Annotated in this window: 26 protein-coding genes; 4 read left to right on the top strand and 22 right to left on the bottom strand. The window is 63.4% G+C overall.

The window, feature by feature from the left end; genetic code table 11:
* Nucleotides 1–2 precede the first annotated feature (2 nt).
* From hflC to ndk, 12 genes are all read right to left on the bottom strand, one after another.
* On the bottom strand, nt 3–905 hold the full coding sequence (hflC, locus tag B0G82_RS13160) for a protease modulator HflC (RefSeq protein ID WP_121307601.1): 903 nt from the start codon (nt 903–905) through the stop codon (nt 3–5).
* 12 nt (nt 906–917) lie between these two features.
* On the bottom strand, nt 918–2318 hold the full coding sequence (gene hflK, locus B0G82_RS13155; protein WP_121307600.1) for an FtsH protease activity modulator HflK: 1401 nt from the start codon (nt 2316–2318) through the stop codon (nt 918–920).
* A 49-nt stretch (nt 2319–2367) separates the two neighbouring features.
* Complete coding sequence (gene hflX / locus B0G82_RS13150; protein WP_199730082.1) at nt 2368–3582, bottom strand: GTPase HflX; 1215 nt, start codon at nt 3580–3582, stop codon at nt 2368–2370.
* 30 nt (nt 3583–3612) lie between these two features.
* Nucleotides 3613–3849, bottom strand: a complete 237-nt coding sequence (gene hfq / locus B0G82_RS13145) for an RNA chaperone Hfq (protein WP_006051315.1) — start codon at nt 3847–3849, stop codon at nt 3613–3615.
* 153 nt (nt 3850–4002) lie between these two features.
* Nucleotides 4003–5340, bottom strand: coding sequence for a ribosome biogenesis GTPase Der (der, locus tag B0G82_RS13140; RefSeq protein WP_121307599.1), 1338 nt, complete (start codon nt 5338–5340; stop codon nt 4003–4005).
* A gap of 457 nt (nt 5341–5797) precedes the next feature.
* Nucleotides 5798–6943 carry an outer membrane protein assembly factor BamB gene (bamB, locus tag B0G82_RS13135; protein ID WP_116117690.1) on the bottom strand — a complete coding sequence of 382 codons (1146 nt, stop codon included), beginning with the start codon at nt 6941–6943 and terminating at the stop codon, nt 5798–5800.
* An 86-nt stretch (nt 6944–7029) separates the two neighbouring features.
* Nucleotides 7030–7659, bottom strand: a complete 630-nt coding sequence (locus tag B0G82_RS13130; RefSeq protein WP_116140153.1) for a tetratricopeptide repeat protein — start codon at nt 7657–7659, stop codon at nt 7030–7032.
* Nucleotides 7660–7737: 78 nt separating this feature from the next.
* On the bottom strand, nt 7738–9078 hold the full coding sequence (hisS, locus tag B0G82_RS13125) for a histidine--tRNA ligase (RefSeq protein WP_121307598.1): 1341 nt from the start codon (nt 9076–9078) through the stop codon (nt 7738–7740).
* A 20-nt stretch (nt 9079–9098) separates the two neighbouring features.
* The gene (gene ispG / locus B0G82_RS13120) at nt 9099–10415 is read right to left on the bottom strand and encodes a flavodoxin-dependent (E)-4-hydroxy-3-methylbut-2-enyl-diphosphate synthase (RefSeq protein ID WP_116140149.1); all 1317 of its coding nucleotides are present in this window, start codon (nt 10413–10415) and stop codon (nt 9099–9101) included.
* Between the two features lie 86 nt (nt 10416–10501).
* Complete coding sequence (locus B0G82_RS13115; RefSeq protein WP_121307597.1) at nt 10502–11593, bottom strand: helix-turn-helix domain-containing protein; 1092 nt, start codon at nt 11591–11593, stop codon at nt 10502–10504.
* Between the two features lie 216 nt (nt 11594–11809).
* Nucleotides 11810–12961: a 23S rRNA (adenine(2503)-C(2))-methyltransferase RlmN gene (gene rlmN / locus B0G82_RS13110; RefSeq protein ID WP_121308681.1), complete on the bottom strand. Its 1152-nt coding sequence runs from the start codon at nt 12959–12961 to the stop codon at nt 11810–11812.
* A gap of 160 nt (nt 12962–13121) precedes the next feature.
* The gene (gene ndk, locus B0G82_RS13105) at nt 13122–13547 is read right to left on the bottom strand and encodes a nucleoside-diphosphate kinase (protein WP_012433533.1); all 426 of its coding nucleotides are present in this window, start codon (nt 13545–13547) and stop codon (nt 13122–13124) included.
* A 292-nt stretch (nt 13548–13839) separates the two neighbouring features.
* Here ndk and B0G82_RS13100 point away from each other — a divergent pair, with 292 nt between their 5' ends.
* Complete coding sequence (locus B0G82_RS13100; protein ID WP_106279488.1) at nt 13840–14538, top strand: Bax inhibitor-1/YccA family protein; 699 nt, start codon at nt 13840–13842, stop codon at nt 14536–14538.
* A gap of 129 nt (nt 14539–14667) precedes the next feature.
* Here B0G82_RS13100 and B0G82_RS13095 read toward each other — a convergent pair whose 3' ends face one another.
* The 9 genes from B0G82_RS13095 to B0G82_RS13055 form a co-directional block, all read right to left on the bottom strand.
* Nucleotides 14668–15441, bottom strand: a complete 774-nt coding sequence (locus B0G82_RS13095) for an MBL fold metallo-hydrolase (protein WP_121307596.1) — start codon at nt 15439–15441, stop codon at nt 14668–14670.
* A gap of 7 nt (nt 15442–15448) precedes the next feature.
* Nucleotides 15449–16588: an outer membrane protein assembly factor BamC gene (gene bamC / locus B0G82_RS13090; protein ID WP_121307595.1), complete on the bottom strand. Its 1140-nt coding sequence runs from the start codon at nt 16586–16588 to the stop codon at nt 15449–15451.
* Between the two features lie 133 nt (nt 16589–16721).
* A complete protein-coding gene (dapA, locus tag B0G82_RS13085) occupies nt 16722–17648 on the bottom strand; it encodes a 4-hydroxy-tetrahydrodipicolinate synthase (protein WP_121307594.1) in 927 nt (308 codons plus the stop codon).
* 43 nt (nt 17649–17691) lie between these two features.
* Nucleotides 17692–18294, bottom strand: a complete 603-nt coding sequence (locus tag B0G82_RS13080) for a class I SAM-dependent methyltransferase (protein WP_121307593.1) — start codon at nt 18292–18294, stop codon at nt 17692–17694.
* A 17-nt stretch (nt 18295–18311) separates the two neighbouring features.
* Nucleotides 18312–19514, bottom strand: a complete 1203-nt coding sequence (locus B0G82_RS13075; RefSeq protein WP_106279479.1) for a tryptophan--tRNA ligase — start codon at nt 19512–19514, stop codon at nt 18312–18314.
* 6 nt (nt 19515–19520) lie between these two features.
* On the bottom strand, nt 19521–20183 hold the full coding sequence (locus B0G82_RS13070; protein WP_106279477.1) for a site-2 protease family protein: 663 nt from the start codon (nt 20181–20183) through the stop codon (nt 19521–19523).
* Between the two features lie 47 nt (nt 20184–20230).
* Nucleotides 20231–20866, bottom strand: coding sequence for an L-threonylcarbamoyladenylate synthase (locus tag B0G82_RS13065; RefSeq protein ID WP_121308680.1), 636 nt, complete (start codon nt 20864–20866; stop codon nt 20231–20233).
* Nucleotides 20867–20996: 130 nt separating this feature from the next.
* Entirely contained in the window at nt 20997–21827 is an 831-nt protein-coding gene (locus B0G82_RS13060; RefSeq protein WP_116117699.1) for a 3',5'-nucleoside bisphosphate phosphatase, read from the bottom strand.
* A gap of 118 nt (nt 21828–21945) precedes the next feature.
* On the bottom strand, nt 21946–22830 hold the full coding sequence (locus tag B0G82_RS13055; protein ID WP_116148340.1) for an alpha/beta hydrolase: 885 nt from the start codon (nt 22828–22830) through the stop codon (nt 21946–21948).
* Between the two features lie 333 nt (nt 22831–23163).
* Here B0G82_RS13055 and B0G82_RS13050 point away from each other — a divergent pair, with 333 nt between their 5' ends.
* From B0G82_RS13050 to B0G82_RS13040, 3 genes are all read left to right on the top strand, one after another.
* Nucleotides 23164–23688: a gamma carbonic anhydrase family protein gene (locus B0G82_RS13050; protein ID WP_106279473.1), complete on the top strand. Its 525-nt coding sequence runs from the start codon at nt 23164–23166 to the stop codon at nt 23686–23688.
* Between the two features lie 55 nt (nt 23689–23743).
* Entirely contained in the window at nt 23744–24694 is a 951-nt protein-coding gene (gene hslO / locus B0G82_RS13045; protein ID WP_012433546.1) for an Hsp33 family molecular chaperone HslO, read from the top strand.
* Between the two features lie 207 nt (nt 24695–24901).
* The gene (locus B0G82_RS13040) at nt 24902–25291 is read left to right on the top strand and encodes a hypothetical protein (RefSeq protein ID WP_121307592.1); all 390 of its coding nucleotides are present in this window, start codon (nt 24902–24904) and stop codon (nt 25289–25291) included.
* Between the two features lie 136 nt (nt 25292–25427).
* Here the strand turns inward: B0G82_RS13040 and ftsB are convergent, their stop codons facing one another.
* Nucleotides 25428–25865, bottom strand: a complete 438-nt coding sequence (ftsB, locus tag B0G82_RS13035; RefSeq protein ID WP_106279469.1) for a cell division protein FtsB — start codon at nt 25863–25865, stop codon at nt 25428–25430.
* Nucleotides 25866–25925 lie beyond the last annotated feature (60 nt).

Below are 25925 nucleotides of genomic sequence, written 5' to 3'. Positions count from 1 at the left end.
TATCAGGGTTTGCGCGAGGCCGCGGGAGCGTCCGGGGCGGCGCCGCCGGTCGAGCTGCGCATGAAGCGGAAGAACTCGTTGCTCGGATCGACCACGATCACGTCGCCCGGCTTGAAGGTGTTCTTGTACGCCTGCATGCTTTGATAGAACTGGTAGAACTGCGGGTCACTGCCGTAAGCGTCGGCGGCGATCTGCGCTGCCTTGGCATCGCCTTCGCCCTTGATGGTCTGCGCCTGACGATAACCGTCCGCGAGAATCGCCTGTTGCTGGCCGATCGCGTCCTGCCTGATCTTGTCGGCTTCGGCCGTGCCCTTCGCGCGTTCGTCGGCCGCGACCTGCTGGCGCGCGGCGATCATGCGCTTGTAGACCGAGTCCGCCATCGACGCGGGAAAATCGACGCGCGTCAATTGCACGTCGACCACCGACACGCCGAGCGATGCCGCCGCCTTGTCCATCGCAGCGCGCGCCTCGTCGGCGACGGCCTGTTGCCGCGCGAGCGCGTCGGACAGCGTGACCTTCGCGAACGCATCGCCGAGCGCGCCGCGCGACAGCAGCGCGAGCCGGTCCGGCAGGCTCTGCGCATCGCCGCGGGTTTCGGCGAACAGCTTGAGCGGATCGGTCACGCGATATTTGAGAACCGGGTTCGCGAGCAGATCGATTTTGTCGGACGTCACGTAACGGTCTTCGTCCGGCGCGTCGAGCGACTGGATGCGGTTATCGACCAGCGTGACCACTTGCAACGGCGGCGGCAATTTCACATGCAGACCGGGGCCGAGCAGGCTCGGCGCTTCGTCGCCGTGCGAGGACAGCACGGCCATGTGGCGCTGATCGACGACGAACACCATCGACGAAGCGGCGAACAGCACGATGACAACAGCCACGACGAGCGCAATGATCTTGTTCATGATGTGCGCTCCTTATTGAACGTCGTCTTCGCGCATACGGCTGCGGAAGGAGTCGCGTGAACGCAGCGGGTCGCTGCCGGATGCGGCCTGGCTGGCCGGTGCGGCGGAGGCGGCAGGCGCCGAGGCCGCGGAGCCGGTTGCGGAGGCGGACGGTGTAGCCAAAGGCGACGCGGCATTGCTCGCCGCTTGCGGCGCGGCCGCGGCGGTGGCGCCTGCAGCCGCACCTGAGGCGGCGGCAGCGTCGGCGACCCGCTGGCGAGTCTGCTCGACCAGCTTGTCGAGCGGCAGATACAGCACGTTGTTGCCGCTCTTGCTGTCCACGTACACCTTGGTCGTATTCGAATAGATCTGCTGCATGGTGTCCAGGTACATGCGCTCGCGAATCACCGCGGGCGCTTTCGAGTACTGCGCGTAGACCTGCTTGAAGCGCTCGGCGTCGCCTTGTGCCTCGGCCACGGTCTTCTCGCTATAGGTTTTCGCTGCGTCGATCTGGCGCGCCACGTCGGCTTGCGCGCGCGGCAGAAGATCCGCGGCGTAGGCTTCGGCGTCGCGTTTCGCGCGGTCGTTTTCCTGACGGACTTTCGCGGCGTCGTCGAAGGCGGCCTGCACGCGGTCTGGCACCTGCACGCCCTGGATCGTCACGCCGGTCACGGCGAGGCCGGACTGATATTCATCCAGGGATTGCTGGATCGCCGCCATGAGTTGCTGGCGAATTGTTTCGCGATCCTGATAGAGGATGTCATTGGTGCTGCGCGCGCCGACGATGTTGCGCACCGCCGCCTGGGCAGCCTGCATCACGCCCTGATCGGGATCGACGCTGCGAAACAGGTAATCGGTCGGCTTCTTCACCTGGTATTGCACGGCGAAGCGCACATCGACGATATCCGCGTCGTGCGTGAGCATCGACGCGTCTTTCACATTCGCGAGACGCACCACGTTGTTGCGGCCCACTTCCACCTGGCGGATCTGGCCGATATTGACGAGCTCATGTGCTTCGAACGGATACGGCAGACGCCAGTGCACGCCCTGTCCCGCCGTGTAGCGATACTTGCCGAACTGCATCACCACACCGGCCTGGCCGTCCTGCACGACGAACACGCCGCTGCCGAGATAAATGGCCAGCAGCACGCCGATCACGATGCCCACGCCGATCCGCGCGCTACGACCGTTGTCGGGACGCCCGCCACCCGCACCGCCGCCCTTGCGGCCGAACACCCGGCTCAAACGACGGTTGAAATCGCGCCACATCTCGTCGAGATCGGGCGGTCCCTCGCCGTCTTTGTTCGGCGGACGCTTCGGCTCGTTGGGACGTTGCCGGTCGCCATTGGCGTCTCCCCGGCCCCAGCGCGGATCGTTCAGTGACAGCATGGCGCGCATGCGCACCCAGATACTCCGCTCGTTGTAATCGTTCACCTGTGTTCGTTCACCAGAGTAGACAGCGGGTCAGTGCAATTGGAACGGGTCAGTGCCCGAGTTCTGGGACCTTGCGGTCGTCGCGTGGTGCTGCCGACCGGTCCTCTTCCGAGAGATCGACCAGCGTTTCGGGAAGAGGTTCGGCAGTTGCGATTTCAGCGATGGCTGCGCGCAATGTGTCCAACCCTTGCCCCGTGCGCGCGCTCAAAAAGACGCGCGAAATATTACCATACTCGTCCCTTTCAACCGCGTCCCCACGGGCCGCCAACTCCGGCACCGCGTCGATCTTGTTGAAGACCAGCACCTGCCGGATCGTGTCTGCACCGATTGCGTGCAATACCTCGTTCACCTGATCGATCTGGTCGAGCCGCACCGCGCTCGACGCATCGACCACGTGCAGCAGCAGGTCGGCGTGAATGGTTTCCTCGAGCGTGGCGCGAAACGCCGCCACCAGCTGGTGAGGCAGTTCGCGGATGAAACCGACCGTATCCGACACCACCACCTGCCCCGCTTCGTCGCCGAGATAGACGCGCCGCGAGGTGGTATCCAGGGTCGCGAACAACTGGTCCGCAGCGTACGCCTGAGCCTTGGTGAGCGCGTTGAAGAGCGTGGACTTGCCCGCGTTCGTGTAGCCGACCAGCGACACCGACATGGTCTGATTGCGGCTGCGCGCGCGGCGCTGCGTGCCGTGCTGACGACGCAGCTTTTCGAGTCGCGTCTTGAGCGCCTTGATGCGCTCGCCGATCAAACGACGGTCGGTTTCGAGCTGCGTTTCGCCAGGGCCGCGCAAACCGATACCGCCTTTTTGCCGCTCCAGGTGAGTCCATGCGCGGATTAGCCGCGTCGACAGATACTGCAGTTGCGCGAGCTCCACCTGCAGCTTGCCTTCATGGCTGCGGGCGCGTTGCGCAAAAATGTCGAGGATCAGACTGGTGCGATCGATCACGCGCCGATTAAGCGCCTGCTCCAGATTGCGCTGCTGCGCAGGCGCCAGAGCGTGATTGAAAATAACGAGTTCAATGTCATTCGCCTCACACGCAAGACGCAGTTCTTCGGCCTTGCCGCTGCCGACGAACATCTTGGCATCGGGACTGGACCGGCGCCCGGTGAGGGTGACTATGGGATTCGCGCCCGCGCTTTGCGCGAGCAGGCTGAGTTCTTCCAGGCTGGCTTCGAAATCGATCTTACCGAAGTCGATGCCGACAAGCGCTGCATTGATCAAATTGGAGGGTATCAAAGTGAGGCGGCCGGAAGTAATCGCCAACGGGCGACGCTACGCCGGCCGCGACGGGGGTTAGGACTGTTCAGAATCCGGGTGGAAATTCACCGGACGGGCTGGCACGACTGTCGAGATTGCGTGCTTGTAGACCATCTGGGTGACCGTATTCCGGAGCAACACGACGTACTGGTCGAACGATTCGATGTTCCCTTGAAGCTTGATGCCGTTGACCAGATAGATCGACACCGGCACATGCTCTTTACGCAGTGCGTTCAAAAACGGGTCTTGTAACAATTGCCCTTTGTTGCTCATAGCAAACTCCGTATTTTTTTGCAGGTTGACTGAATTGACGCGGAAGAAAAAGAGATCCAGCGTCAACCGCTACACTATAGCCGATTTTCATTTTTGCGCGGGAGGCTTGGCCAGGCGGCCAAAGCCAGCACACACGCGGGTTTCAGCCTAGGTCTAGCCTTTATCCGCGTAAGGGTTCGTCGACGATCTGAACTCTATGCGCAATGGAGTCCCAGTCAGCTTGAAAGTTTCCCTGAAGCGGTTTTCCAGATAGCGTTTGTACGTTTCGGTGATCGCGTCGAGCGCATTACCGTGAATCACGATGATCGGCGGATTCTGTCCGCCCTGGTGCGCGTAACGCAGTTTCGGGCGCACCGGACCGCGTCGGCGCGGCTGCTGGAATTCGACGGCATCGATCAACGCGCGCGTGAGCTTCGGCGTCGGCAGCTTGGCCATGGCGGCTGCGTAGGCGTCGTCGACTGAGCGCATCAACGGGCCGATCCCGGTTTTTTCCGCGGCGGAAATGAAGTGGAATTTGGCGAAGTCGAGAAATTTCAGTTTGCGCTCGAGGTCCGCTTTGGTGCGGTCGCGCACATGCGGATCGAGACCGTCCCACTTGTTCACGCCCACCACCAGCGCACGGCCCTGCTCCACCACGAAGCCGGCAATGTGCGCGTCCTGCTCCGAAATGTCCTGGCGCGCGTCGAGCAGCAGGATCACGACGTTGGCGTCGGAGATCGACTGCAGCGTCTTCACCACCGAGAATTTCTCGATCGCTTCGAACACTTTGCCGCGGCGGCGCAAACCGGCGGTGTCGATCAGCGTGTACGGCTTGCCGCCGCGTTCGAAATCGACATAGATCGAATCGCGCGTGGTGCCCGGCATGTCGAACGCGATCACGCGCTCTTCGCCCACCAGTGCATTGATCAACGTCGACTTGCCGACATTCGGACGTCCGACGATCGCGATCTTCACGCCGTGCGTCTGCTTCTCTTCGTCGCTTTCTTCCGGCTGGCCGGCGTAGGCGACTTCGAGCGCCTCGTTGATCATTTCGGTGACGCCGTCGCCATGCGCCGCGGAAATCGCGCGCGGGTCGCCGAGGCCGAGTTCGTAGAAGTCGGCGGCGACGTTGCTGTACTTCATGCCCTCCGCCTTGTTGACGACCAGGAAAATCGGCCGGCCGACCTTGCGCAGATAGTCGGCGATCGACTTGTCCTGCGGCGCGAGGCCATTGCGACCGTCGACGATGAACACGACGATATCCGATTCCTCGACCGCCTGGCGGGTTTGACGCGCCATTTCATGCAGGATGCCTTCTTTCGCGACCGGCTCGAAGCCGCCGGTGTCGACGACCAGATACGGCCGGTCGCCGGCGCGCCCCTCGCCGTAATGGCGATCGCGGGTGAGACCGGGCAGGTCGGCAACCAGCGCGTCACGCGTGCGCGTGAGCCGGTTGAACAGCGTGGATTTCCCCACATTGGGGCGCCCGACGAGGGCAATAACGGGTTTCATCAGATGTTGTTCACGGTGAAACGCGGGATCGAAATCGACCGGCCGCGTAGCGACGCCATGCGGCCGCTACACGGCAGCGTTTGACGAAAATTATCACGAATTCGGCCAGCCCCGGATGTGCTGTCAATATGCACGCCCGGGCGGACGGGGGTTTGGCTGTATGGGCGACGCCAGCGGGCCGCCAGATTCAGTCTTGATTGCTCGACGGCTCGCACGCCGGTTCGAAACCGATTCTGTGCGGTATTGGCGAACCTGCCGTCGAAGGTGATGCCGCAAGCACTCACCGATGGCCACGTGGGCCCGCGCGCCATATCTGATCCGACTTGCCGGACCAGCCAGTCCGGCGGAATTCTTTTACTTACTCTGCCCTGCCACTACAACTCGAACTGCACCTCGGTAAAAACGCGCGCGGCCGGCGAAGCCGGCCTGCGCGCCAGACAGCGATTGCTGCGCGCGATCAGCGCGGGCGGTAGCCGTACAAATCGCCGTCGTGCGTCAGCACCACCAGCGTTTCGCCGGCGAGCACCGGCGCTGCGGTGATCGGGCTGCCGTCGGTCTTCACGCGCGCGACCAGCGTGCCGTCGTCGCGGGACAGGAAGTGCACGTAGCCCTGATAGTCGCCGAGCACCGCGGCGTGACCCAGAATGAACGGCACGCTCAGGTCGCGGTTCTTCAGCTTGTCGTTCTTCCACAGCGGCGCGCCGCTGTTGGTATCGAACGCCGACACCACCGACCAGTCGTCCGCCGCGACCACGGCGCGCTCATCCTGCGCCAGACCGCTCGTGCTCGAAAACGCCTTTTCCCACACGGCGCGGCCCGAGTTCGCGTCGAAGCAGCCAATCTGGCCCTGGAACGTCACGGCGCAGGTTTCCGAACCGACCAGCGTGGGCGGACCGGTCACGTCGTTGATGCGCTCCACTTCCGTCACGCCCTTCGGATAGGACACCGGCGTTTGCCAGTAGTTGTCGCCCGTTTGCAGGTTGATCGCCGCGAACGCGCCGCCGGGGAAACCGGCCAGCACGGCCGCGTCACCCGCGAATGTCATGCCCGACGACACGCGTAGATTGAGCGGCACCGCGCGATTGCGGTAGTTCCACTTCTGCTCGCCGGTTTGCGCGTTGAACGCGGTGATCTGACCGTCGACCGTACGCACCACCACGAGGCCGTTGCCGACGAGCGGCGGCGAGATGATTTCGCCCGGCGCCTTCGCGGTCCAGAGTTGCTTGCCGTCCGCGCCGAGCACGTAGACGTCGCCCTTCAGGCCGCCGACCGCGGTGAGTGTGCCGTCGCTGCCGACGCCTGCCGACAGGTCGTCGTGCAGTTTGACGCGCCAGACGTCCTGACCGGTCTGCGCATCGATCTTCGCCACCGAACCGTTCGCGCCGGCCGCGTACACCGCGTTGCCCACCGCAACCGGCGAGAACAGGTAACGGCCTGCCTTACCGACGCTCGCCTTCCAGGCCTGCTGCACGTCGAGCACGGGTTTGAACTCGGTGAGCGGCGTGGGCACGCGGCGCTCGTCTTTCGTGGATGAGCAAGCCGCCATGGTGAGCACGGTCATCGCACAGGCAACGGGCACAGCGTAACGTTTCAGCAGATTCATCGGTGGACGAAGCATTCAGGAAATTAGTTAAAAGAGACCGGTTGGTCGTTGCACACGGCGCTGATTGGGGCGCTCATGTGCGGCGATCAGCCGCCCAGCGCGTCCAGCTTGAACTGAATCAACTGGCGTGCAGAGCTATCGTTTTTCGACAGCGAGTCGAGCGCGAGCTTGTAGGCTGCGCGTGCATCGTCACGCTTGCCTTGGGCGGCGAGCAGATCGCCGCGGCCGTTCGCCACGATGCCTTTGAACGCGTCGGACTGCGGTTCGGCGAGCAATGCGAGGCCCTGATCGTAAGCCTTGTCGTCGAGCAGCAACGAAGCGAGACGCAACTTGGCGATCTGCTTGAACTCGTCATCTTTCGCGTGATCGATGGTCCATTGCAGTTGCGCCTTCGCGGCGGATTCGTCGCCCGCGGCGTACAGCGCCTTGGCGGCGCCCAGCGCGGTCATTTGCGCATACGCGGTGCGGCTGAACTTGTCTTCCATGTCGGTGGCGACGCGCGTGATCTTCGCCTTGTCGCCCGATACCACGGCTTGCTGCACCTGGTCATACAGCACGGCGGCTTCAGCCGCCTGGCGCCGTTGCCAGAAATTCCAGCCGTTCCAGCCGGCGGCGGCCACCAGTGCCACCAGTACGATCCATGTGGTTGCATTGCCCCACTGCGTCCACCATGCCTTCAGACTTTCAATCGATTCTTGTTCGTCGTGGTAACTCATTGCCCGGCGATTTCCTCTTTCTTGCTACGTGTGCGTGTCGAATCCGATTGAAAACCAACCAGCTCGACGACATCGCGATCAGTCGTCGCCGTCTTCGGCGGTTGCAACCATCGCATTGATTAGAAATTCGGTCAAGTCTTCGGCCGGCACGTTTTGTTGCTCGTTTTTACCGCCGTTAGCATTTGTATCGCGCAGCGGTTTGACGCCGACCGTGCCGTTGGCGATCTCGTCTTCGCCGAGCACCACGGCGAAGGCCGCGCCGCTTGCGTCGGCACGTTTCATCTGCGATTTGAAGCTGGCCGGTTGACCGTCGGCGCTGCAATGCAGGATCACGTCGAGACCGGTGTCGCGCAAACGCTCGGCGATGATAAAGGCCTGCTCGCGTGCCGCGTCGCCCTGATGGACCACGTACACGTCACAACCTTCGTCTTCCGGCACGAGTTGCTCTTCCTTCAGCAACTCGAGGATCCGCTCAATGCCCATTGCCCAACCGCATGCCGCCGTCGGCTTGCCGCCAAGCTGCTCGATCAGCGGATCGTAACGGCCGCCCGCCGCGACGGTACCTTGCGCGCCGAGCTTGTCGGTCACCCATTCGAACACGGTCAGATTGTAGTAATCGAGACCGCGCACGAGACGCGGATTGATCTTGAACGGGATGTTGTTCGCCTTCAGAATGCGCTGCAAACCTTCGAAGTGCGCGCGCGATTCTTCGCCGAGAAAATCGATCAGCTTGGGCGCGTTCTGCGCGACTTCCTGCATGGCCGGATTCTTCGTGTCCAGCACGCGCAGCGGGTTCGTGTAGAGACGGCGCTTCGCTTCTTCGTCGAGCACGTCCATGTGCTTTTCGAGGTACGCGATCAATTCCACACGATGCGCCGCGCGTTCATCCGCGAGGCCCAGCGAGTTGATTTCGAGCTTGATGCCCATTAGCCCGAGGTCGTCCCACAAACGCTGGCACATCATGATGATTTCAGCGTCGGCATCCGGACCGGCAAAGCCGAGCGCTTCCACGCCGACCTGATGGAACTGGCGATAACGGCCGCGCTGCGGACGCTCGTGACGGAACATCGGACCGATGTACCACAGACGCTTCGGGCCGTCGTACAGCAAGTTGTGTTCGATCGCCGCGCGCACCACCGCTGCCGTGTTTTCCGGGCGCATGGTCAGATTTTCACCGTTCAGTGCGTCGGTAAAGCTGTACATCTCTTTCTCGACGATGTCGGTCACTTCACCGATACCGCGCTTGAACAGTTGCGTATGCTCGATGATCGGCGTACGAATATTCTGGTATCCGTACGAACGCAGCATGGACTTGACGGTCGTTTCGAAAAATTCCCACAGCCCGGCTTCCTGCGGAAGGATGTCGTTCATGCCCTTCACGCCGGAGAGCTTTTCGAGCTTTTTCTTCTGTTCAGTCATCTGTATTCGAGAGCCGATATTTAGTTGGCTACCGTGGCGCGGCCATAGCTGCGCTCGACGTAGTCACTCACGATTTGCTGGAATTCTTGCGCAATGTTATCCCCGCGCAGCGTCTTCACCTTTTCGCCGTCGATGAACACCGGCGCGGCCGGGTTCTCGCCCGAGCCCGGCAGGCTGATGCCGATATTCGCCTGCTTCGACTCGCCGGGACCGTTGACGATGCAGCCCATCACCGCGACGTGCATCTTTTCGACGCCAGGATACTGATCGCGCCAAACCGGCATCTGCGTACGCAAATAGGTCTGGATTTGCGACGCCAGTTCCTGGAACAGCGTGCTGGTGGTGCGACCGCAACCCGGGCACGCGATCACCATCGGCGTGAACGAGCGCAGACCCATGGTCTGCAAAATTTCCTGGCCGACGATCACTTCGCCGGTGCGCGAGGCGCCCGGTTCCGGCGTGAGCGAGATGCGGATCGTGTCGCCGATACCTTGCTGCAGCAACACGGACAACGCCGCGGTCGAGGCAACGATGCCCTTCGAACCCATGCCCGCCTCGGTCAAGCCGAGATGCAGCGCGAAGTCGCAACGGCGCGCGAGTTCGCGGTACACGGCGATCAGATCCTGCACGCCGCTGACCTTGCACGACAGAATGATCTGGTTGCGCGACAGACCGAGTTCGACCGCCCGCTCCGCCGAGCCGATCGCCGACTGGATGAGCGCTTCGTACATCACGCTTTGCGCTTCCCACGGCGTGGAACGCGCGGCGTTCTCGTCCATCATCTTCGCGAGCAGATCCTGATCGAGGCTGCCCCAGTTGACGCCGATACGCACCGGCTTATCGTACCTGGCCGCGGCTTCGATCATCTGCGCGAACTGCGTGTCGCGTTTCGCGCCGTGACCCACGTTGCCCGGATTGATCCGGTACTTGGACAGCGACTCAGCGCACGCGGGGTAATCGCGCAACAGCAAATGGCCGTTGTAATGGAAGTCGCCGACCAGCGGCACCGACACGCCCATGCGGTCGAGCTGCTCGCGCACGGCCGGCACCGCCGCAGCTGCTTCCGGCGTGTTCACCGTGATACGCACCAGTTCCGAGCCGGCTTGCGCCAGTTCCTTGATCTGGATGGCGGTGCCGATCGCGTCCGCGGTGTCCGTATTGGTCATCGACTGGATGCGCACTGGCGCGTCGCCGCCGATGGTAACGAGCTGGCCGCCCCAACGGACGTCCACCGCGTGCGACTTGCGCCGCGGTGCCTGGCCGCCGAACACCGGCTCGTTGGAAACGATCTTGCTACTGGATTGGGATTGAGCTTCGGATTGCATCGAAAAACCCATTTACGCCGCATGCGCCACACAAAAGACGTCGCGCCTGAATTGAAAAAGCGCCGCGGACCGGTTGGCCGCGGCGCATACCGTATCTGTCAAGGCAGCGCGAAACGCGCCACGTTGCCCTTGGCCGCCGCATATTTCGCGGGATCGACCGGCTGGCCGTCGAGCGTCAGCGAGTCGAGGCCGGCCCTGTTGCCGAGCGTGACCTTGAAAGGCGCTTCGCCCGTTACTGCCTTGGTATCGCCTGCGTGCACGAGGCCGGAGAACACTTCCTTGCCATCTTTGCCACGCACGCTGAACCAGCTATCCTGCTTCACGCTCAACGCGACGGTCGACTGACCCGCAGCCGGCGTCACCGTAGCCGCCGGTGCGCTCGCGCCCGGCGCCGTTGTTACAACCGGCGCTTGCGAGCCCGTCTTGGGCGCAGCCGTCATCGCGGTTACTGCTGGCGCCGACGACGGTGCCGCACCCGTGGCGAGCGGCGCGGGCATCGGCGTAGCCGACGCTGCATTCTCCGCTGCCGCCTGCGTATCCGGCGCTGAAGCAGCCTCTTCCGCAGTCGCTTCCGAACCTGCCGATTGGCCCTGCGCCACCGCGCCCGATGCGCCGGTTGCGCCGCCAGCGGCACCGTTCGCGCTCGCTTTCAAGCGCGCCAGCCAGGCCGACGAATCGCCGCCATTGGTGTGCCACATGCCGAGCGCGATCACCGCGACGATCACCGCCGCCACGCCCCACAGCCACGAGCGGCTCTTTTGCCCACTGCCGCCCAGCGAGAGCGACACCTTGCCCCGCGGCAAATCCCGACCCGACGACGCCGGCATCGACAGATCCGGCGCGGGCACTCCCTTTTCGCGGCGCAGTGCCGCCGTGAACGGCGTGGGATCCGCACCGAGCATTTTCGCGTAGCTGCGCACCACGCCCAGCGCGAAGGTCGTATCCGGCAAGTGGCTGATGTCGCCCGATTCGAGCGCGCGCAACTTGGTGACGGACACTTTCAAACGCGCCGACACGTCGTCGATCGTCCAGCCTTTCGATTCACGCAATTGGGTCAAGCGCGCGCCAACCGCCGCCAACGAATCCATGCCCGGCTGCACAACAGGCTGCACCGCCGCCCGTGCGATCGCCGCCGGATGGCTTTCGTTCGTGTCTGTGTCCTGCGGCTGCGGGTGCTGCGGCTCACTCATCCCAAATCCTTTCGCGTCGATTCTTTTTCACTCGTGCGAGCCGGACGGGCTAAAGCCTCACGTCCGAATCGCAGACCGTTTATAACAAAATGTGCGGCCTTGTGCGCCGCTTCCGATCGCTTCTGCAAACTTTCTTTTCAATCGACGCCGGCACGGCAGGTTGTCGCGCGTTCGCGGAGCTTCTCCGAACGCGGGCGCCCTGCCTTCCCCGCGCGATTACACGGCGCGAACCTCGATCACCTTGGCTGCCTTCCCGGTGCGCTCAGCGAGGCGGGTGCGGTCTTTCACCGCGCCGGCCAACTGACCGCAGGCAGCATCGATATCATCGCCGCGTGTCTTGCGCACCGTAGTGACGACGCCCGCGTCCATCAATACTTGTGCAAACCGCTTGATCTGTTCCGGTTTCGAGCGGATGAGGCCCGATTCGGGGAACGGATTGAACGGAATCAGGTTGAATTTGCACGGCACGTCGCGCGTGACCGCGAGCAATTCGCGCGCTTGCGCTTCGCTGTCGTTCACGCCGTCGAGCATGCAATATTCAAACGTAATGAAATCGCGCGGCGCGACCTTCAGATAGCGCTGGCAAGCCGCCATCAGTTCGCGCAGCGGGTACTTCTTGTTCAGCGGCACGAGCATGTCGCGCAGCGGATCGCTAGGCGCATGCAAGGAGACCGCGAGCGCGACCGGCAGATCGGCACCGAGCCGGTCCATCATGGGCACGACGCCCGAGGTGGACAGCGTGACACGGCGGCGCGACAGGCCGTAGGCGTTGTCGTCGAGCATCAGGCGCATGGCCGGCACGACCGCGTCGTAATTGAGCAGCGGCTCGCCCATGCCCATCATCACGACGTTCGTGACGACCCGCTCGCCCTTGCCGTCGCCACCCGTGGCGCGCCCGCCGTCCACGCCGCGCGACGCGCGCAGTGCGAACTCGGCCATGCGCAACTGGCCGATGATTTCAGCGGTGGTGAGATTGCGGGAGAAACCCTGCTTGCCGGTCGAACAGAAACGGCAGTTGACCGCGCACCCGGCCTGCGACGACACACACAGCGTGCCGCGCGTTTCTTCGGGAATGTAGACGGTTTCAACCGCGTTGCTGTTGCCGACGTCGATCAGCCACTTGCGTGTGCCGTCGGTCGAAATATTGTCGCTGACGATGCCCGGCATCGAGATCGTGGCGCGCCCCTTGAGCTTTTCGCGCAAGGACTTCGCGAGATCGGTCATGCCGTCGAAGTCGGCAGCGTTGTATTGGTGAATCCAACGCTGCAATTGTTTGGCGCGAAACGGCTTCTCGCCCAGGCTGTCGCAGTAAGCGACAAGCCCTTGGGCGTCGAGGTCGAGAAGGTTGACGGTGGGACTGCTCGTCATATCGAATCCTGCCATTTCAGTGCGAGACTGCGTTCATGCAACAAGCTGCATGAACGCAATGCCGTTCGCGCCCATTCCTGCTGCTTTTACCTTACTACTTTGCCGGGCGATTCGTGCGATAAATCCGGTCGGCTGCACGAATCGCGCACGGGAGTTCTGCTTAGCGCGAGTACACGTTCACTTGCGGGAAGAAGAACGCGATTTCAACGGCAGCCGTTTCAGCGGCGTCCGAACCGTGCACCGCGTTCGCGTCGATGCTGTCGGCGAAGTCGGCGCGGATCGTGCCCTTTTCCGCCTTCTTCGGGTCCGTTGCACCCATCAGATCACGGTGCTTCAGGATGGCGTTCTCGCCTTCCAGCGCTTGCACGACGACCGGGCCCGAGATCATGAAATCGACGAGGTCCTTGAAGAACGGACGTGCAGCGTGCACAGCGTAGAACTTCTCCGCGTCGGCGCGCGACAGGTGAACCATGCGCGAAGCCACGATCTTCAGGCCAGCGTTTTCGAAACGGCTGTAGATCTGGCCGATCACGTTCTTGGCCACTGCGTCCGGCTTGATAATCGACAGGGTGCGTTCGATCGCCATAAAAACTCCAAAAAATTAAGAGGTTACAGATTCAAATGAATCCGCTATTGTAGCATGTTCCCGTGTATGATTGCGATTGAACCCTTACAGCGTTGAAAGACTCCAAGCAGGAGTTTCCGAATACTGGTAGCGTAGGCGGTGCGGTATTTTCAGGGTATTGAAACTCCCCGCTCGCGCGCCAATCTTAAGGATGAGAGCGCTGCTGGCGGCGGGAAATCCTACCGGCGCCGCACCACTTGCTACAACCCGCTTCACAACCATACGCATCACGCTTCTGAGGTAAGGAGAGACCATGAACGAACATCCGTATAGCTTTGGCCGCAATGGCGCGGTCAGCACGGTCGAAACGCGTAACCGCGTGCTACGGAACACCTACTGGCTGCTCGCGCTGTCCATGATTCCGACAGTGCTGGGCGCGTGGGTGGGCCTCACCACCGGTTTCTCGCTGTTCGCCGCCACGAGTCCCGCCATGAGCATGCTGGCGTTCTTCGCGATCGCCTTCGGCTTCATGTTCGCCATTCAGAAGACCAAAGACAGCGCGGCCGGCGTGTTCGTGCTGCTCGGCTTCACGTTCTTCATGGGCCTGATGCTCTCGCGCATCCTGAGCTTCGTGCTCGGTTTTTCGAACGGCCCGTCGCTGATCATGCTCGCCTTCGGTGGCACTGGTGTGATCTTCGCGTCCATGGCAACCATCGCCACGGTCAGCAAGCGCGACTTCTCGGGTCTCGGCAAATGGCTGTTCATGGGCGTGATCGTGCTGCTGCTCGCGTCGGTCGCGAACGTGTTCCTGCATCTGCCGGCGCTGATGCTCACGGTGTCGGTCATGGCCATCGTGATCTTCTCGGCCTACATGCTGTTCGACGTTCAGCGCGTCGTGAATGGCGGTGAAACGAATTACATCACCGCTACCCTCGCGATCTACCTGGATCTGTACAACGTGTTCGTGAATCTGCTGGCGCTGCTCGGCATCTTCGGCGGCAATCGCAACTAAGCCTGATTCGGGGCGCGGCGTTCGAAACGCCACCGCCCTGAAAGACAAAGCCCATAACGAGCAATCGTTATGGGCTTTTTTCATGGCGCCGCGGTGTCTGCCGCGCGCAAATCCAGCGTCAGACGCGCGTCACACGCTCAGCCACGCAAACCCCTCATCTTGGGACGCCACCACCACTTCCGTCGGCGCCGCGCCCAGCACACTGGCCATCGCCGCCTGCGCCAGTTCCGGCAGATTGTTCTGCTGGCTCAAATGCGCGGCAACCAGATGGCGCAATCGGGACCGATCGAGCGAGGCGAGAATTTCAGCCGCCGCGTCGTTGTTCAAATGCCCATGATTCCCGCCGATGCGCGCCTTCAGCGACTGCGGATAGCGGCTGCCCGCCAGCATCCTCACGTCGTGATTGCATTCGAGCACCAGCGCGTCGCAGCCACTCAGCACCGAGCTGATATGCGGCGTGGACGTGCCGACATCCGTCAGCACGCCGAGCCGGCTCGCGCCGTTCGACAGCACGTATTGCAGCGGCTCGCGCGCGTCATGCGGAACGGTGTAGGGAAGAATGCTGAGGTCGCCGATCGCCACCGTTTCGTCGCCCCACAGCACCTGCAGGTCGATATCGGCCTCGTCGGCGCCCACCGCGCGGGCGGTGCCCCAGCTCATGTACAACGGAATCGACCACTTGCGCGCCAGCGTCAGCGCGCTGCCAATGTGGTCGCTATGTTCATGCGTGACCAGTATCGCGTCGAGACCCTCGACGCTCGCGCCGAGCCGCGTTAGACGCCGCTCGACTTCCCTGGCCGAAAAACCGCAATCGAGCAGTACACGTGTGGTGGTCGCCCCGCTTTGCGCTTCCACCAGCAACGCATTGCCTTCACTGCCGCTACCGAGACTCGCGAACCTCACAGTCCGCTTAGTTCAGTTGCGCGTGCAGCAGCGTCACGATGCGCTGCGCGTCGGACGAATTGTCGACCTGCCCGTTCGCCGTCAGCACCGCCACCTGCGTCACCGTGTCGCCCTTCGAACGCACGTTGACGAGGAATTCCTGGCTCGGCTTCTTCGACGAATTGCCGCTGTAGAACAGCTTGCCGAGCAGCCCTTCCTTCTTCAGTTCCTGCATCGAGTCCGCATAGCGGACGTAGTAGATGCCCTTCGCGCGATCGCGGTTGTCGACGGTAAAGTTGGTGCGGTCGAGCGCGAGGCCCACGCGCAGCCACGCGCGATCGAACGACTCAGGCAGGTCGAGCGTGGATGCGCCCGCGCTCTGGTCGATCGTGGCCGGCGCAACCGCTGAGCGCGCGTCGGTCAGCAGTTGCTTCGATTGCGCTTCGGTCAGGCCGAACTTCTGCATCAGCTTGGTGAGGAACAGGGCCTCGAGCGCCGGATCGCGCGGGCGCTCTTCCCAACGCGACGACGTCTTGTCCTGCCCCGTCAACACTTCCTCCATGGCGCTGTGCGTAATGGAGATGTCGGTCGTGTCGCCCGGCGCGCGCGACACGAGTGTGCGGAAGCTGTCACGCGTGCCCGACGAATATGCGAAATCGATGACCTTGCCCACCGTGCGGCGGAACCAGTCGTCCGGAATGTTGGCGCGGTTTTCCGCCCAGTCGGTCGTCATGATGCCGGTGGCCGGCGCGTCGGTCTTCAGCGCGAAGCCGTTTTCCTGCCAGAACTCCTGCAACTGCGGCCAGAGCTGATCCGGCGAGCGGCCGTCGACGACCAGCCAGCGGCGATCGCCATCACGTTCGATGTGCATGCCGAGCGGATCCTGCGCGTTCGGCTGGCCTTCGGTCGTATTGCCGGCGGCCGTCACCGCGCGCTTCTGCGCGCCGCCCAATGCCAGATTGGCCGGCGGCGCGACATACCGCTCGTCGGTCTTGGTGGTGCTCAAATCGTTTGGAACGGCGAGCGGCGGCGCGCTGCCCGCACCCTTGTAGTTGACGCGGTCGGAAGCAAACCAGTCGTTCAGCGTGTCACAGCCGGCGAGCGTCGTGAGGGCAAGCGCCAGCGCCGCCATGCGGGTTGCGTGGAGGGAAAGTGCGGAACGTTTCATGAGGTCCTTCGTGATGCTGGAACGCGGTGCCTTGGTTCTGTGTGCCGGGAACGTGGGCTGGATCGACGTCGGTTAAGGGAGTGCCGGTGGCAGGCTTTCGTTAGCGCTACTGGGTGCCGCGGACGCTATCCGCCTAGCCCAGCAGGCCCGCTTCGCGCAGTGCGGCGCGCACCACTTCGTGGTATTGCGCGTCGAGCGGCGTGAGCGGCAGGCGGATTCCGCCCTGCACACGACCCAGTTGCTGCAGTGCCCATTTGGCCGGAATCGGATTCGATTCGATGAACAGGTTCTTATGCAGCGACAGGAGTTTCAGATGAATTTCACGCGCGGTCTTCGCATCCGCGGCCAGGGCGGCCTTGCAGAGCTCGCTCATCGCGCGCGGCGCGACGTTGGCGGTGACCGAAATATTACCGTGGCCGCCCAGCAGCATCAGCGCGATCGCGGTGGGATCGTCGCCGCTGTAGATGCCGAAGTGCGCCGGCGCCGACTTGATCAGATGCGCGGCGCGATCGATATTGCCGGTCGCCTCCTTCACACCGATGATGCCCGGCACCTGCGCGCAACGCAGAATGGTTTCGTTGCTCATGTCCGCAACGGTGCGGCCCGGCACGTTATACAGAATCACCGGCAGATCGACGGTTTCGGCGATCTTCGCGAAGTGGCGATAGATGCCTTCCTGCGTCGGCTTGTTGTAGTACGGCACGACCTGAAGCGTGGCGTCGGCGCCGACTTCCTTGGCCTGCCGGGTAAGTTCGATGGCTTCCGTCGTGGAGTTGCCGCCCGAGCCCGCGATCACCGGAATCCGGCCCGCTGTATGCTCGACTGCGGTCTTGACCATCAGCACGTGTTCTTCGACCGACAGCGTGGCCGACTCGCCGCTCGTGCCGACCACCACGAGAGCGTTCGTGCCCTCCGCGACGTGCCAGTCGATCAGTTTGCGAAACGCCGGCAGATCGAGGCCGCCGTCTTCGAGCATCGGGGTGATGATGGCAGGAATGCTGCCGCGAATCTGAACGCCGGTGTTACTGCCTTGGTTGCCGCTGTGGTTGCCGTTAGTCATGAAACGCCATGAATTTGATCAGGTAAACCGCGATTGTAGCGGATTAGCCAGCCAACTCGTAACAAGGCGGGGGTGCCGCCTGCGCGGGGTCGACTGAGCGCTCCGCCTCCAGAATTGCGCAGATCCGCTGGACGTAGGCCGGGCGCGGCTGCGCGAGAAAACCGTCCTGAAAAGCGACGACCCGGAGCCGGCCGCGCACGCGGTCGAGGAGCTCGCCCGGCGCCAGCAGAAACGCCGGATTAGAGGGTTTGCCGACGCTTTCGTTTCCTTGCGCGAAGGTCTCGTAAACCAGTACGCCGCCGGGCGCGAGCGCGTCCAGAAGCTGCGGAAAGAGCGGCCGGTGCAGGTAATTCGTCACCACGACGGCGGCGAATTTTGCGTCGGCCGGCAGAGGCCACGCGGCGCCTTCGAGATCGGCCTGGAGCGGAGTGATGAGCGGCTCGTCGCGCAGCGCGTCGAGCGCCGCCGCGTCGCGGTCGATGGCGGTCACCCGACGCCCAAGCGACGCGAAGAAACGCGCATGCCGCCCCGCTCCGGACGCGACGTCGAGCACAGCGCCGCCCTTCGCGACCAGATGCGCCCAATCGCGCACCCACGGCGACGGCTCGCCCAATCCATGCACGGCGGCAGCAGCGGAAACACTCATGAGATCAGCGCCGCTCGTCAGTTGTACGAGAGCCCCATGGCTTCGCGTACGTCGCGCATCGTTTCCGTGGCGAACCGGCGGGCCTTGTCGCAACCGTCGGCAACGATCGCGCGCAACAGCGACGGATCGTCCATGTACTTCTGCGCGCGCTCGAGCATGGGCTGCTGCTCGCGCAGGATGCCTTCGATCACCGGCTGCTTGCACTCGAGGCAACCAATGCCGGCCGTGCGGCAACCCTTCTGCACCCATTCGTGGGTGGCTTCGTCCGTGTAGACCTGGTGAAGCTGCCAGACCGGGCATTTGTCGGGGTCGCCCGGATCGGTGCGGCGCACGCGAGCCGGATCGGTCGGCATGGTGCGGACTTTTTTCGTGATGGTCTCCGCATCTTCACGCAGGCCGATCGTATTGCCGTACGACTTCGACATTTTCTGGCCATCGAGACCCGGCATGCGCGACGCTTCCGTCAACATCGCTTGCGGCTCGACCAGAATGATCTTGCGCGAACCTTCGAGGTAGCCGAACAGGCGCTCGCGGTCGTTCATCGACAGGCTCTGCGACTCCTGCAACATGGCGCGCGCCTGTTCGAGCGCTTCGTCGTCGCCTTCCTGCTGGTAAGCGTTGCGCAGCTCGTGGTACAGCTTGGCGCGCTTGCCGCCGAGCTTTTTCGCGGCGTCGTTGGCCTTCTCTTCGAAACCCGGTTCGCGGCCGTACAGATAGTTGAAACGGCGCGCGATTTCGCGCGTCATTTCAACGTGCGGCACCTGGTCTTCGCCAACTGGCACGAGCGAGCCGCGATACAGCAGAATGTCCGCCGCCATCAGCACCGGATAGCCGAGGAAGCCGTAAGTGGACAGATCCTTGTCCTTCAGCTTCTCCTGCTGTTCCTTGTAGGTCGGCACGCGTTCGAGCCAGCCGAGCGGCGTGCTCATGCCGAGCAGCAGCGCCAGTTCGGCATGCTCGGGCACTTTGCTCTGAATGAACAGCGTGGCCTGCGCCGGATCGATGCCGGAGGCCAGCCAGTCGATCAGCACGTCCCAGACATTCTTTTCGATCACTTCGGGCGTTTCGTAGTGCGTGGTCAGCGCATGCCAGTCGACCACACAAAAAAAGCACGGGTACTCGGACTGCAGCCGCACCCAGTTTTTCAGCACGCCGTGATAGTGGCCGAGGTGCAACGACCCGGTGGGCCGCATGCCGGAGAAGATACGGTCTGGGAACATGGTTATCTAGAAAAGCGAAACAAGGGGAGTCAGAATGGCGGTGATCGCGCTATAGCCGATCGTGACCAGCGGGTTCAGCCAGTATCGCGTGAGCGTGCCCGTCATGACCAGCGCCATCACGATGAAAAACCCGTACGGTTCGAGGCGCGACAGCGTGATGGACTGCCGCGGCGGCAACAGCGCCATCAGCACACGGCCGCCGTCGAGCGGCGGCAGCGGAAACAGGTTGAGCACGCCGAGCACGAGGTTCACGCCGACGCCCGCGCCTGCCATGCGCGTGAAGAACGGCTCGTCCACGTTCATGACCGCGAGCGCGACGCCGAACAGCCCCCAGATCACCGCCTGCACGAAGTTGCAGGCCGGGCCCGCGGCTGCGACCCACAGGCTGCCCCAACGCGGATTGCGCAGGTTGCCGAAGGCGACCGGCACCGGTTTGGCGTAGCCGAACATGAACGCGCCGCTCGTGGCGAAGTACAGCAGCAAGGGAATCGCGATCGTGCCGAGCGGATCGATGTGCCGCATCGGATTGACGGAGACGCGGCCGAGCACATAAGCGGTATTGTCGCCGAGCCAGCGCGCGACGTAACCATGGGCGGCTTCGTGCAGCGTGATGGCGAAAATCACCGGCAGCGCGTACACCGCAATGGTTTGTATCAGGGAAGAATCCATAACTCGTTATTGTAACAACGCGATTGCGTGCGTCTGTCCGCTTTCACTCATGCCGTTTCTTCGAGGCCGAACGGCGCCAGCGAGCCACGCCCCGGCCGCACCAGCACCGGTTCCGCGCCGGTCAGATCGATCACCGTGGACGGCTCGCACGCGCACGGACCGCCGTCGATCACCAGATCCAGTTGCTTCTCGAGGCGCTCGCGGATTCCTTCGGGGTCATTCAACGGCTGGGTTTCGCCCGGCATGATCAGCGTCGAGCCGAGCAGCGGCTGGCCGAGTTCTTCGAGAATCGCCAGCGTGATCGCGTGATCCGGCACGCGCAGCCCGATGGTCTTGCGCGACGGATGCGACAGGCGCCGCGGCACTTCCTTGGTCGCTTGCAGGACGAACACGTACGGACCCGGCGTCACCGATTTGATGAGCCGGTATTGGCGGTTGTCCACCATCGCGAAATTGGCGAGCTCCGACAGGTCGCGCACCAGCAGCGACAGCAACTGCTTCTCGTCGAGTCCGCGAATGCGCCGCAGACGCTCGACCGCGTCCTTGTCGTCCAGATGGCAAGCGAGCGCGTAGCTCGAATCCGTCGGCAACGCGACCACGCCGCCATCGTTGATGATCTGCACGGCCTGCTTGACGAGGCGCGGCTGCGGGTTATCAGGATGAAGCCGGAAGTATTGGGACATGGCGGCTAACGTTGGCTCACGGATGGAAAGCGGACGGTCGGCAAAGCGGGCTGCGGCTGAGCGTCGGCCGAAAATATGCGCCTTGCCCGGCCGCTTTTCGTCGACGACGTGCCGCGACGGCACGGCGCGCTCACAGCCAGCGTTCCCAGACGGGCTTCAGATCGGCGGGCAGCGGCGGCAGCGTGCCGAGATCGACGCGGCCTTCGCCGGGGGCGTGGAAGTCGGACCCGCGCGACGCCTCGAAACCGAAACGGCGCGCGACATCGGCGTATTCACGGTACTGATCCGGCGTGTGGCTGCCCGTCACCACCTCGATCGCCTTGCCGCCGAGATCGATGAACTCGGCAAAAAATGCGTCGAATTCGACCGGCGAATAAGCGTAGCGACCCGGATGCGCAATGATCGCTTCGCCGCCGGCGGCCTGGATCCAGCCGACCGCGTCGGCCAGCTTGGCCCAGCGGTGCGCCACGTAGCCCGGTTTGCCGTCGCCGAGAAAGCGGCTGAACACGTCCTGCGTGGAACTGGCGTAGCCGCTTTCCACCATGAAACGCGCGAAATGCGTGCGCGAAATCATGTCCGGATTGGACACGTATTTGAGCGCGCCCTGATAGGCGTCGGGAATGCCGAGCGTGGCGAGTTGCTCGCCGATCGCCTCCGCCCGCGCGGCGCGGCCGTTGCGCGTACGCGCGAGGCCGTCGATCAGGATCGAACTGGTCGGATCGATCCCCAGCCCGACGATGTGAACCGTGCGCGACGCCCACGTGACCGAAATCTCGACGCCGCTCAGATAGTCCATGCCAAGCGCCTCGGCGGTGCTTCGCGCTTCGTGCTGGCCGCCCAGCTCATCGTGATCGGTCAGCGCCCACAACGTCACGCCGCCCGCATGCGCGCGGCGCGCGACGTCGGCCGGCGCGAACTGGCCGTCGGAAACGGTGGAGTGACAGTGGAGGTCGGCGTTCATCGTCGTCTTGAAAAGGTTCTGCGCTCATTTTACTGCAACGCAGTAAGCGGACGCAGAGCTATCTCACAACGGACGCCCCGAAGCGGCCGCCTCGGAACCCGAGGACTTCTCGAAAGCGCTACGCGCAGAATCCCTCGATCAACGCGGCCACCTGCTCCGGCTGGTCGTGATGCACCATGTGCCCCGCTCCGTCGATGATTTTCTCGCGCCAGTCGGGGAACGCCTGAAAACGTGCCTTGAATTCGTCGAGTGGAATCTCGCCGGCAATCTGCGCGAGGGTCGGCGAATTGGCGGCTTCCACGTGCAGCACCTTCGCGCTTACCTTACGCCAGGTCGCCATCACTTCGTCGAGACGGTACAGCGCCGGGCCGCGCAGCTTGTGCGCGGGATCCGCGAGCAGCATGAAGCGCCCTTCGCCGTCCGGCTTCGACCAATGCTGCGCGAGAAACTGCGCGCGCTGCGGATCGAGGCGCGGATTGGTCTTGATCAGGCGCGCGGCGACGTCGTCGAGCGACGCGTAGCGCTTCAGTTGCGGCGGATCGCGCAACTCGTCGAGCCAGTTGCGCAGGCGCCTGGGCGCTTGCGCCGAATGCGACGGCGCAAGACCGAAGCCTTCCAGATCGACCACCCGCCGCACCCGCTCCGGCCGCACGCCCGCATACACGCAGGCGATGTTCGCCCCCATGCTGTGGCCGACCAGATTCACTTCGCCGGCCGGCGCGTAGTGATCGAGCAACGCGTCGAGATCGGCCAGATAGTCCTGAATCCAGTAGTTGCCGCCGCCGTGCTCCGCCACCGGCCAGTCCGACAGGCCAAAACCGCGCATATCCGGCGCCAGCACCTGCCAGTCGCCGCCCAGCGCATCCACGACGAACTGGAACGACGCGGCCACGTCCATCCAGCCGTGCAGCATGAAGAGCATCGGCGCATCCGGATTGCCCCAACGCCGCACATGCAGGCGGATACCGCGCACGGCGACGAATTCAGACTGGGAAGTGTTCATGAACGGCACGTCCAAAAAACGAATGGTCGTTCGATTATAACGAGATAGCCCGCCTATGCGCGGGCCGGATGGTGAAGTAAATCTCAATCGCCGGACAAGAGCGGCGCCAGGACGCTGTCCGCATCGCATCCGCGCGGACCTTGCCGCGAGCCGCGAAGCGAGCACCTCGTGGCCGGGCCAAGCGGCTCAACCACACAACCGTTTACAATACCCGATTCGACCATCCAACGCGCCCGATGCGCCAGCGAGGCCGGACAGCCCGCTGAGACCAACCGTTCCGGGCAATCCGGCGCCCTGTCCAGCGCGCGCAGCGACCGATCAAGAGGAGACACCGTGACCATTTACAAGCTTGGCGAAGCCGCCCCAACCATCCATGAAAGCGTCTTTGTCGCGGATTCGGCGAGCATTATCGGCAACGTGACACTCGGGGAGAACGCCAGCGTCTGGTTCGGCGCGACGATTCGCGGCGACAACGAGCCGATCACCATCGGCGCCGCCAGCAACGTGCAGGAAAACGCCGTGCTGCATACGGACCCCGGTTTTCCGCTCACGATCGAGCCGAACGTGACAGTCGGCCATCAGGTCATGCTGCATGGCTGCACGATCAAGGAAGGTTCGCTGATCGGAATTCAGGCCGTGGTCTTGAATGGAGCGGTAATCGGCCGCAACTGTCTGGTCGGAGCGGGCGCCATTGTCACCGAGGGCAAGGTGTTTCCCGACAATTCGCTGATTCTCGGCGCGCCCGCCAAGGTGGTGCGCGAACTGACCGAGGCGGATATCGCCAACATGCAGCGCGGCGCGGCAGTTTATGCCGAGCGCCGCGAATACTACAAGGCGCAGCTCGTGCGCATCGGCTAACCAGCCGGCGCGCGCGGCGCGGCATCACGCTGCGTCATTTGACCGAGGAAAAGTTGTGAGCGACCAGTTGCAAAAATTCATGTTCAGCGCGGCGCCAGTGCGCGGCGAGATCGTTTCCCTGCGCAATACGTGGCAGGAAGTGCTGACGCGCCGCGACTATCCGGCGCCGGTGCGGACGGTTCTGGGCGAAATGATGGCGGCGTGCGCGCTGCTGTCGGCGAATCTCAAGTTCGACGGCACGCTCATCATGCAGATTTTCGGCGACGGCCCGGTCAAGATGCTAGTGGTGCAATGCGGCTCCGACCTGTCGATGCGCGCCACCGCCAAGCTGTCCGGCGAGGCGGCCAACGTGATCGGCGAGACGGCCAGCATGGTCGACCTGCTCAACGCAAGCGGCCACGGCCGCTGCGTGATCACGCTCGACCCGGCCAGCAAGCAGCCCGGTCAGCAGCCGTATCAAAGTATCGTGCCGCTGTCGGGCGTGGACGGCCCGCTCAACTCCATGGCCGAAGTGCTCGAACATTACATGCATCACTCGGAGCAGCTCGACACGCGCCTGTGGCTCGCGGCGAACACCGAGCGCGCGGTCGGCATGCTGCTGCAAAAGCTGCCGGGCGACGGCGGCATCGTGCCCCATCCGGGCGATCTGGACGCGGACACGTGGGAGCGCGTCTGCACGCTGGGCGGCACGATGTCGCAAGACGAACTGCTGAAGGAAGAACCGGAAACGATCTTCCGGCGCCTCTTCTGGCAGGAAAACGTTCAGCATTTCGAACCGGCCACGGCGCGCTTCGAGTGCACGTGTTCGCGCGAAAAAGTCGGCGGAATGCTGAAGATGCTGGGCCGCGAGGAAGTCGACGGCGTGCTCGAAGAGCGCGGCCATGTCGAGATTCATTGCGAGTTCTGCAACCAGCGTTACGAGTTCGATCCGGTCGACGTGGCGCAACTTTTCGTCGCCGAGGCGCTCTCACAAGGTGTGACGCCCGCGGCTGAACAGCGGCACTAAACGGCTCGCCGGCGCGCGGATTGCATACGCGCCGAACGGCGGTCATCACGCCTGTATCACGCCCCGTATCACGGCAGCAAAAAATACCGCGCCGCCCGCTGCCTTTTCAGGGCCCGGGCGGCGCAGTATCTTTGATCATTGCGTTGAATCATTGGCGGTGCGCGCGGCGCATGATTTGCTTAGGCATCCGACCGATGGAGATCGAACATGAACCATCCTACTTCGTTAATCCGGCTGCTGTGCCGTGCGCGCACTGTCGTTGCGCTGGCTGTCGTCGTCGGCAGTGGCGCGCTGGCGGGCTGCATGATGGACCCGCCGGGCCCGTCGCCGATTTATAGCCGGCTGCCCGCCGACCAGTCAGGCATGGCCGCCACCGCCCAACCGCTGACGCCTGAAGAACGCCAACGCTATGACGCGATCGACCGCCAGGTGATGGCCGAGCAGAATCAGGCGATTGCGGCCGACAACGCAGCGCAAGCCTGGTCGCGTTACTACACGCCGCCTGTCAGCGTGTACGGCAGCTATTACGGCGGTGGTTGGGGACACGGCTGGGGTACGGGTATCGGCGTCGGTTACGGGCCGTATTGGGGCTGGTGAGCGCCGGCAGGCTCTGATGTGCACTGCGGAAATCGCGGCGCGGCGCGCGGCGGCGAGGGTCAAAGAAAAAGGCACGGTTCTCACCGTGCCTTTATTGCATCCGTCGTACTGAACCGTTGCCGCGCTACGGCGACGCTTAGTGCGCAGGCTTCTTATCTTTGGCAGCAGCCGCCTTGCCGCCATGCTTGCGATCCGGCTTCGCGCGCGACTCCGGATTCGGCACCACATGCAGCGGCGCCGCCGACATCTCGCCCCGTGTGGAGGTCGTGACCGAAGGCGTGTTCCCCGACGGCAACGGCGCGTTCGGCGAGACGAACTGCACGAACACCTCGCCGTCCTTCACCATGCCCATTTCATAACGCGCCCGCTCTTCGACGGCGGACGTGCCGTTCTGCAAGTCCTGCACTTCGCCTTGAATGCGTTCGTTGCGCAGTTTCGAATCGGCATTCTTTTGCACCTGCTGCGCCAGTTGCTGCTGCAACTCGTGCACGCGCAACCAACCGCCGTGCCCCCACCAGAGCGGGTACTGGATCAGCGCCAGTAGAACGATCAGGACAGCAGTGACAAGCCGCATGAAGTAAGCACAATAAATACACGCCGCCCTGCGCTATACGCAGGGCGGCGGGGTCAATCA

This window comes from Paraburkholderia sp. BL17N1, assembly GCF_003634175.1.
In the GTDB taxonomy this organism is placed as follows: Bacteria; Pseudomonadota; Gammaproteobacteria; order Burkholderiales; family Burkholderiaceae; genus Paraburkholderia.
This window is presented reverse-complemented; position numbering and strand designations above follow the sequence as displayed.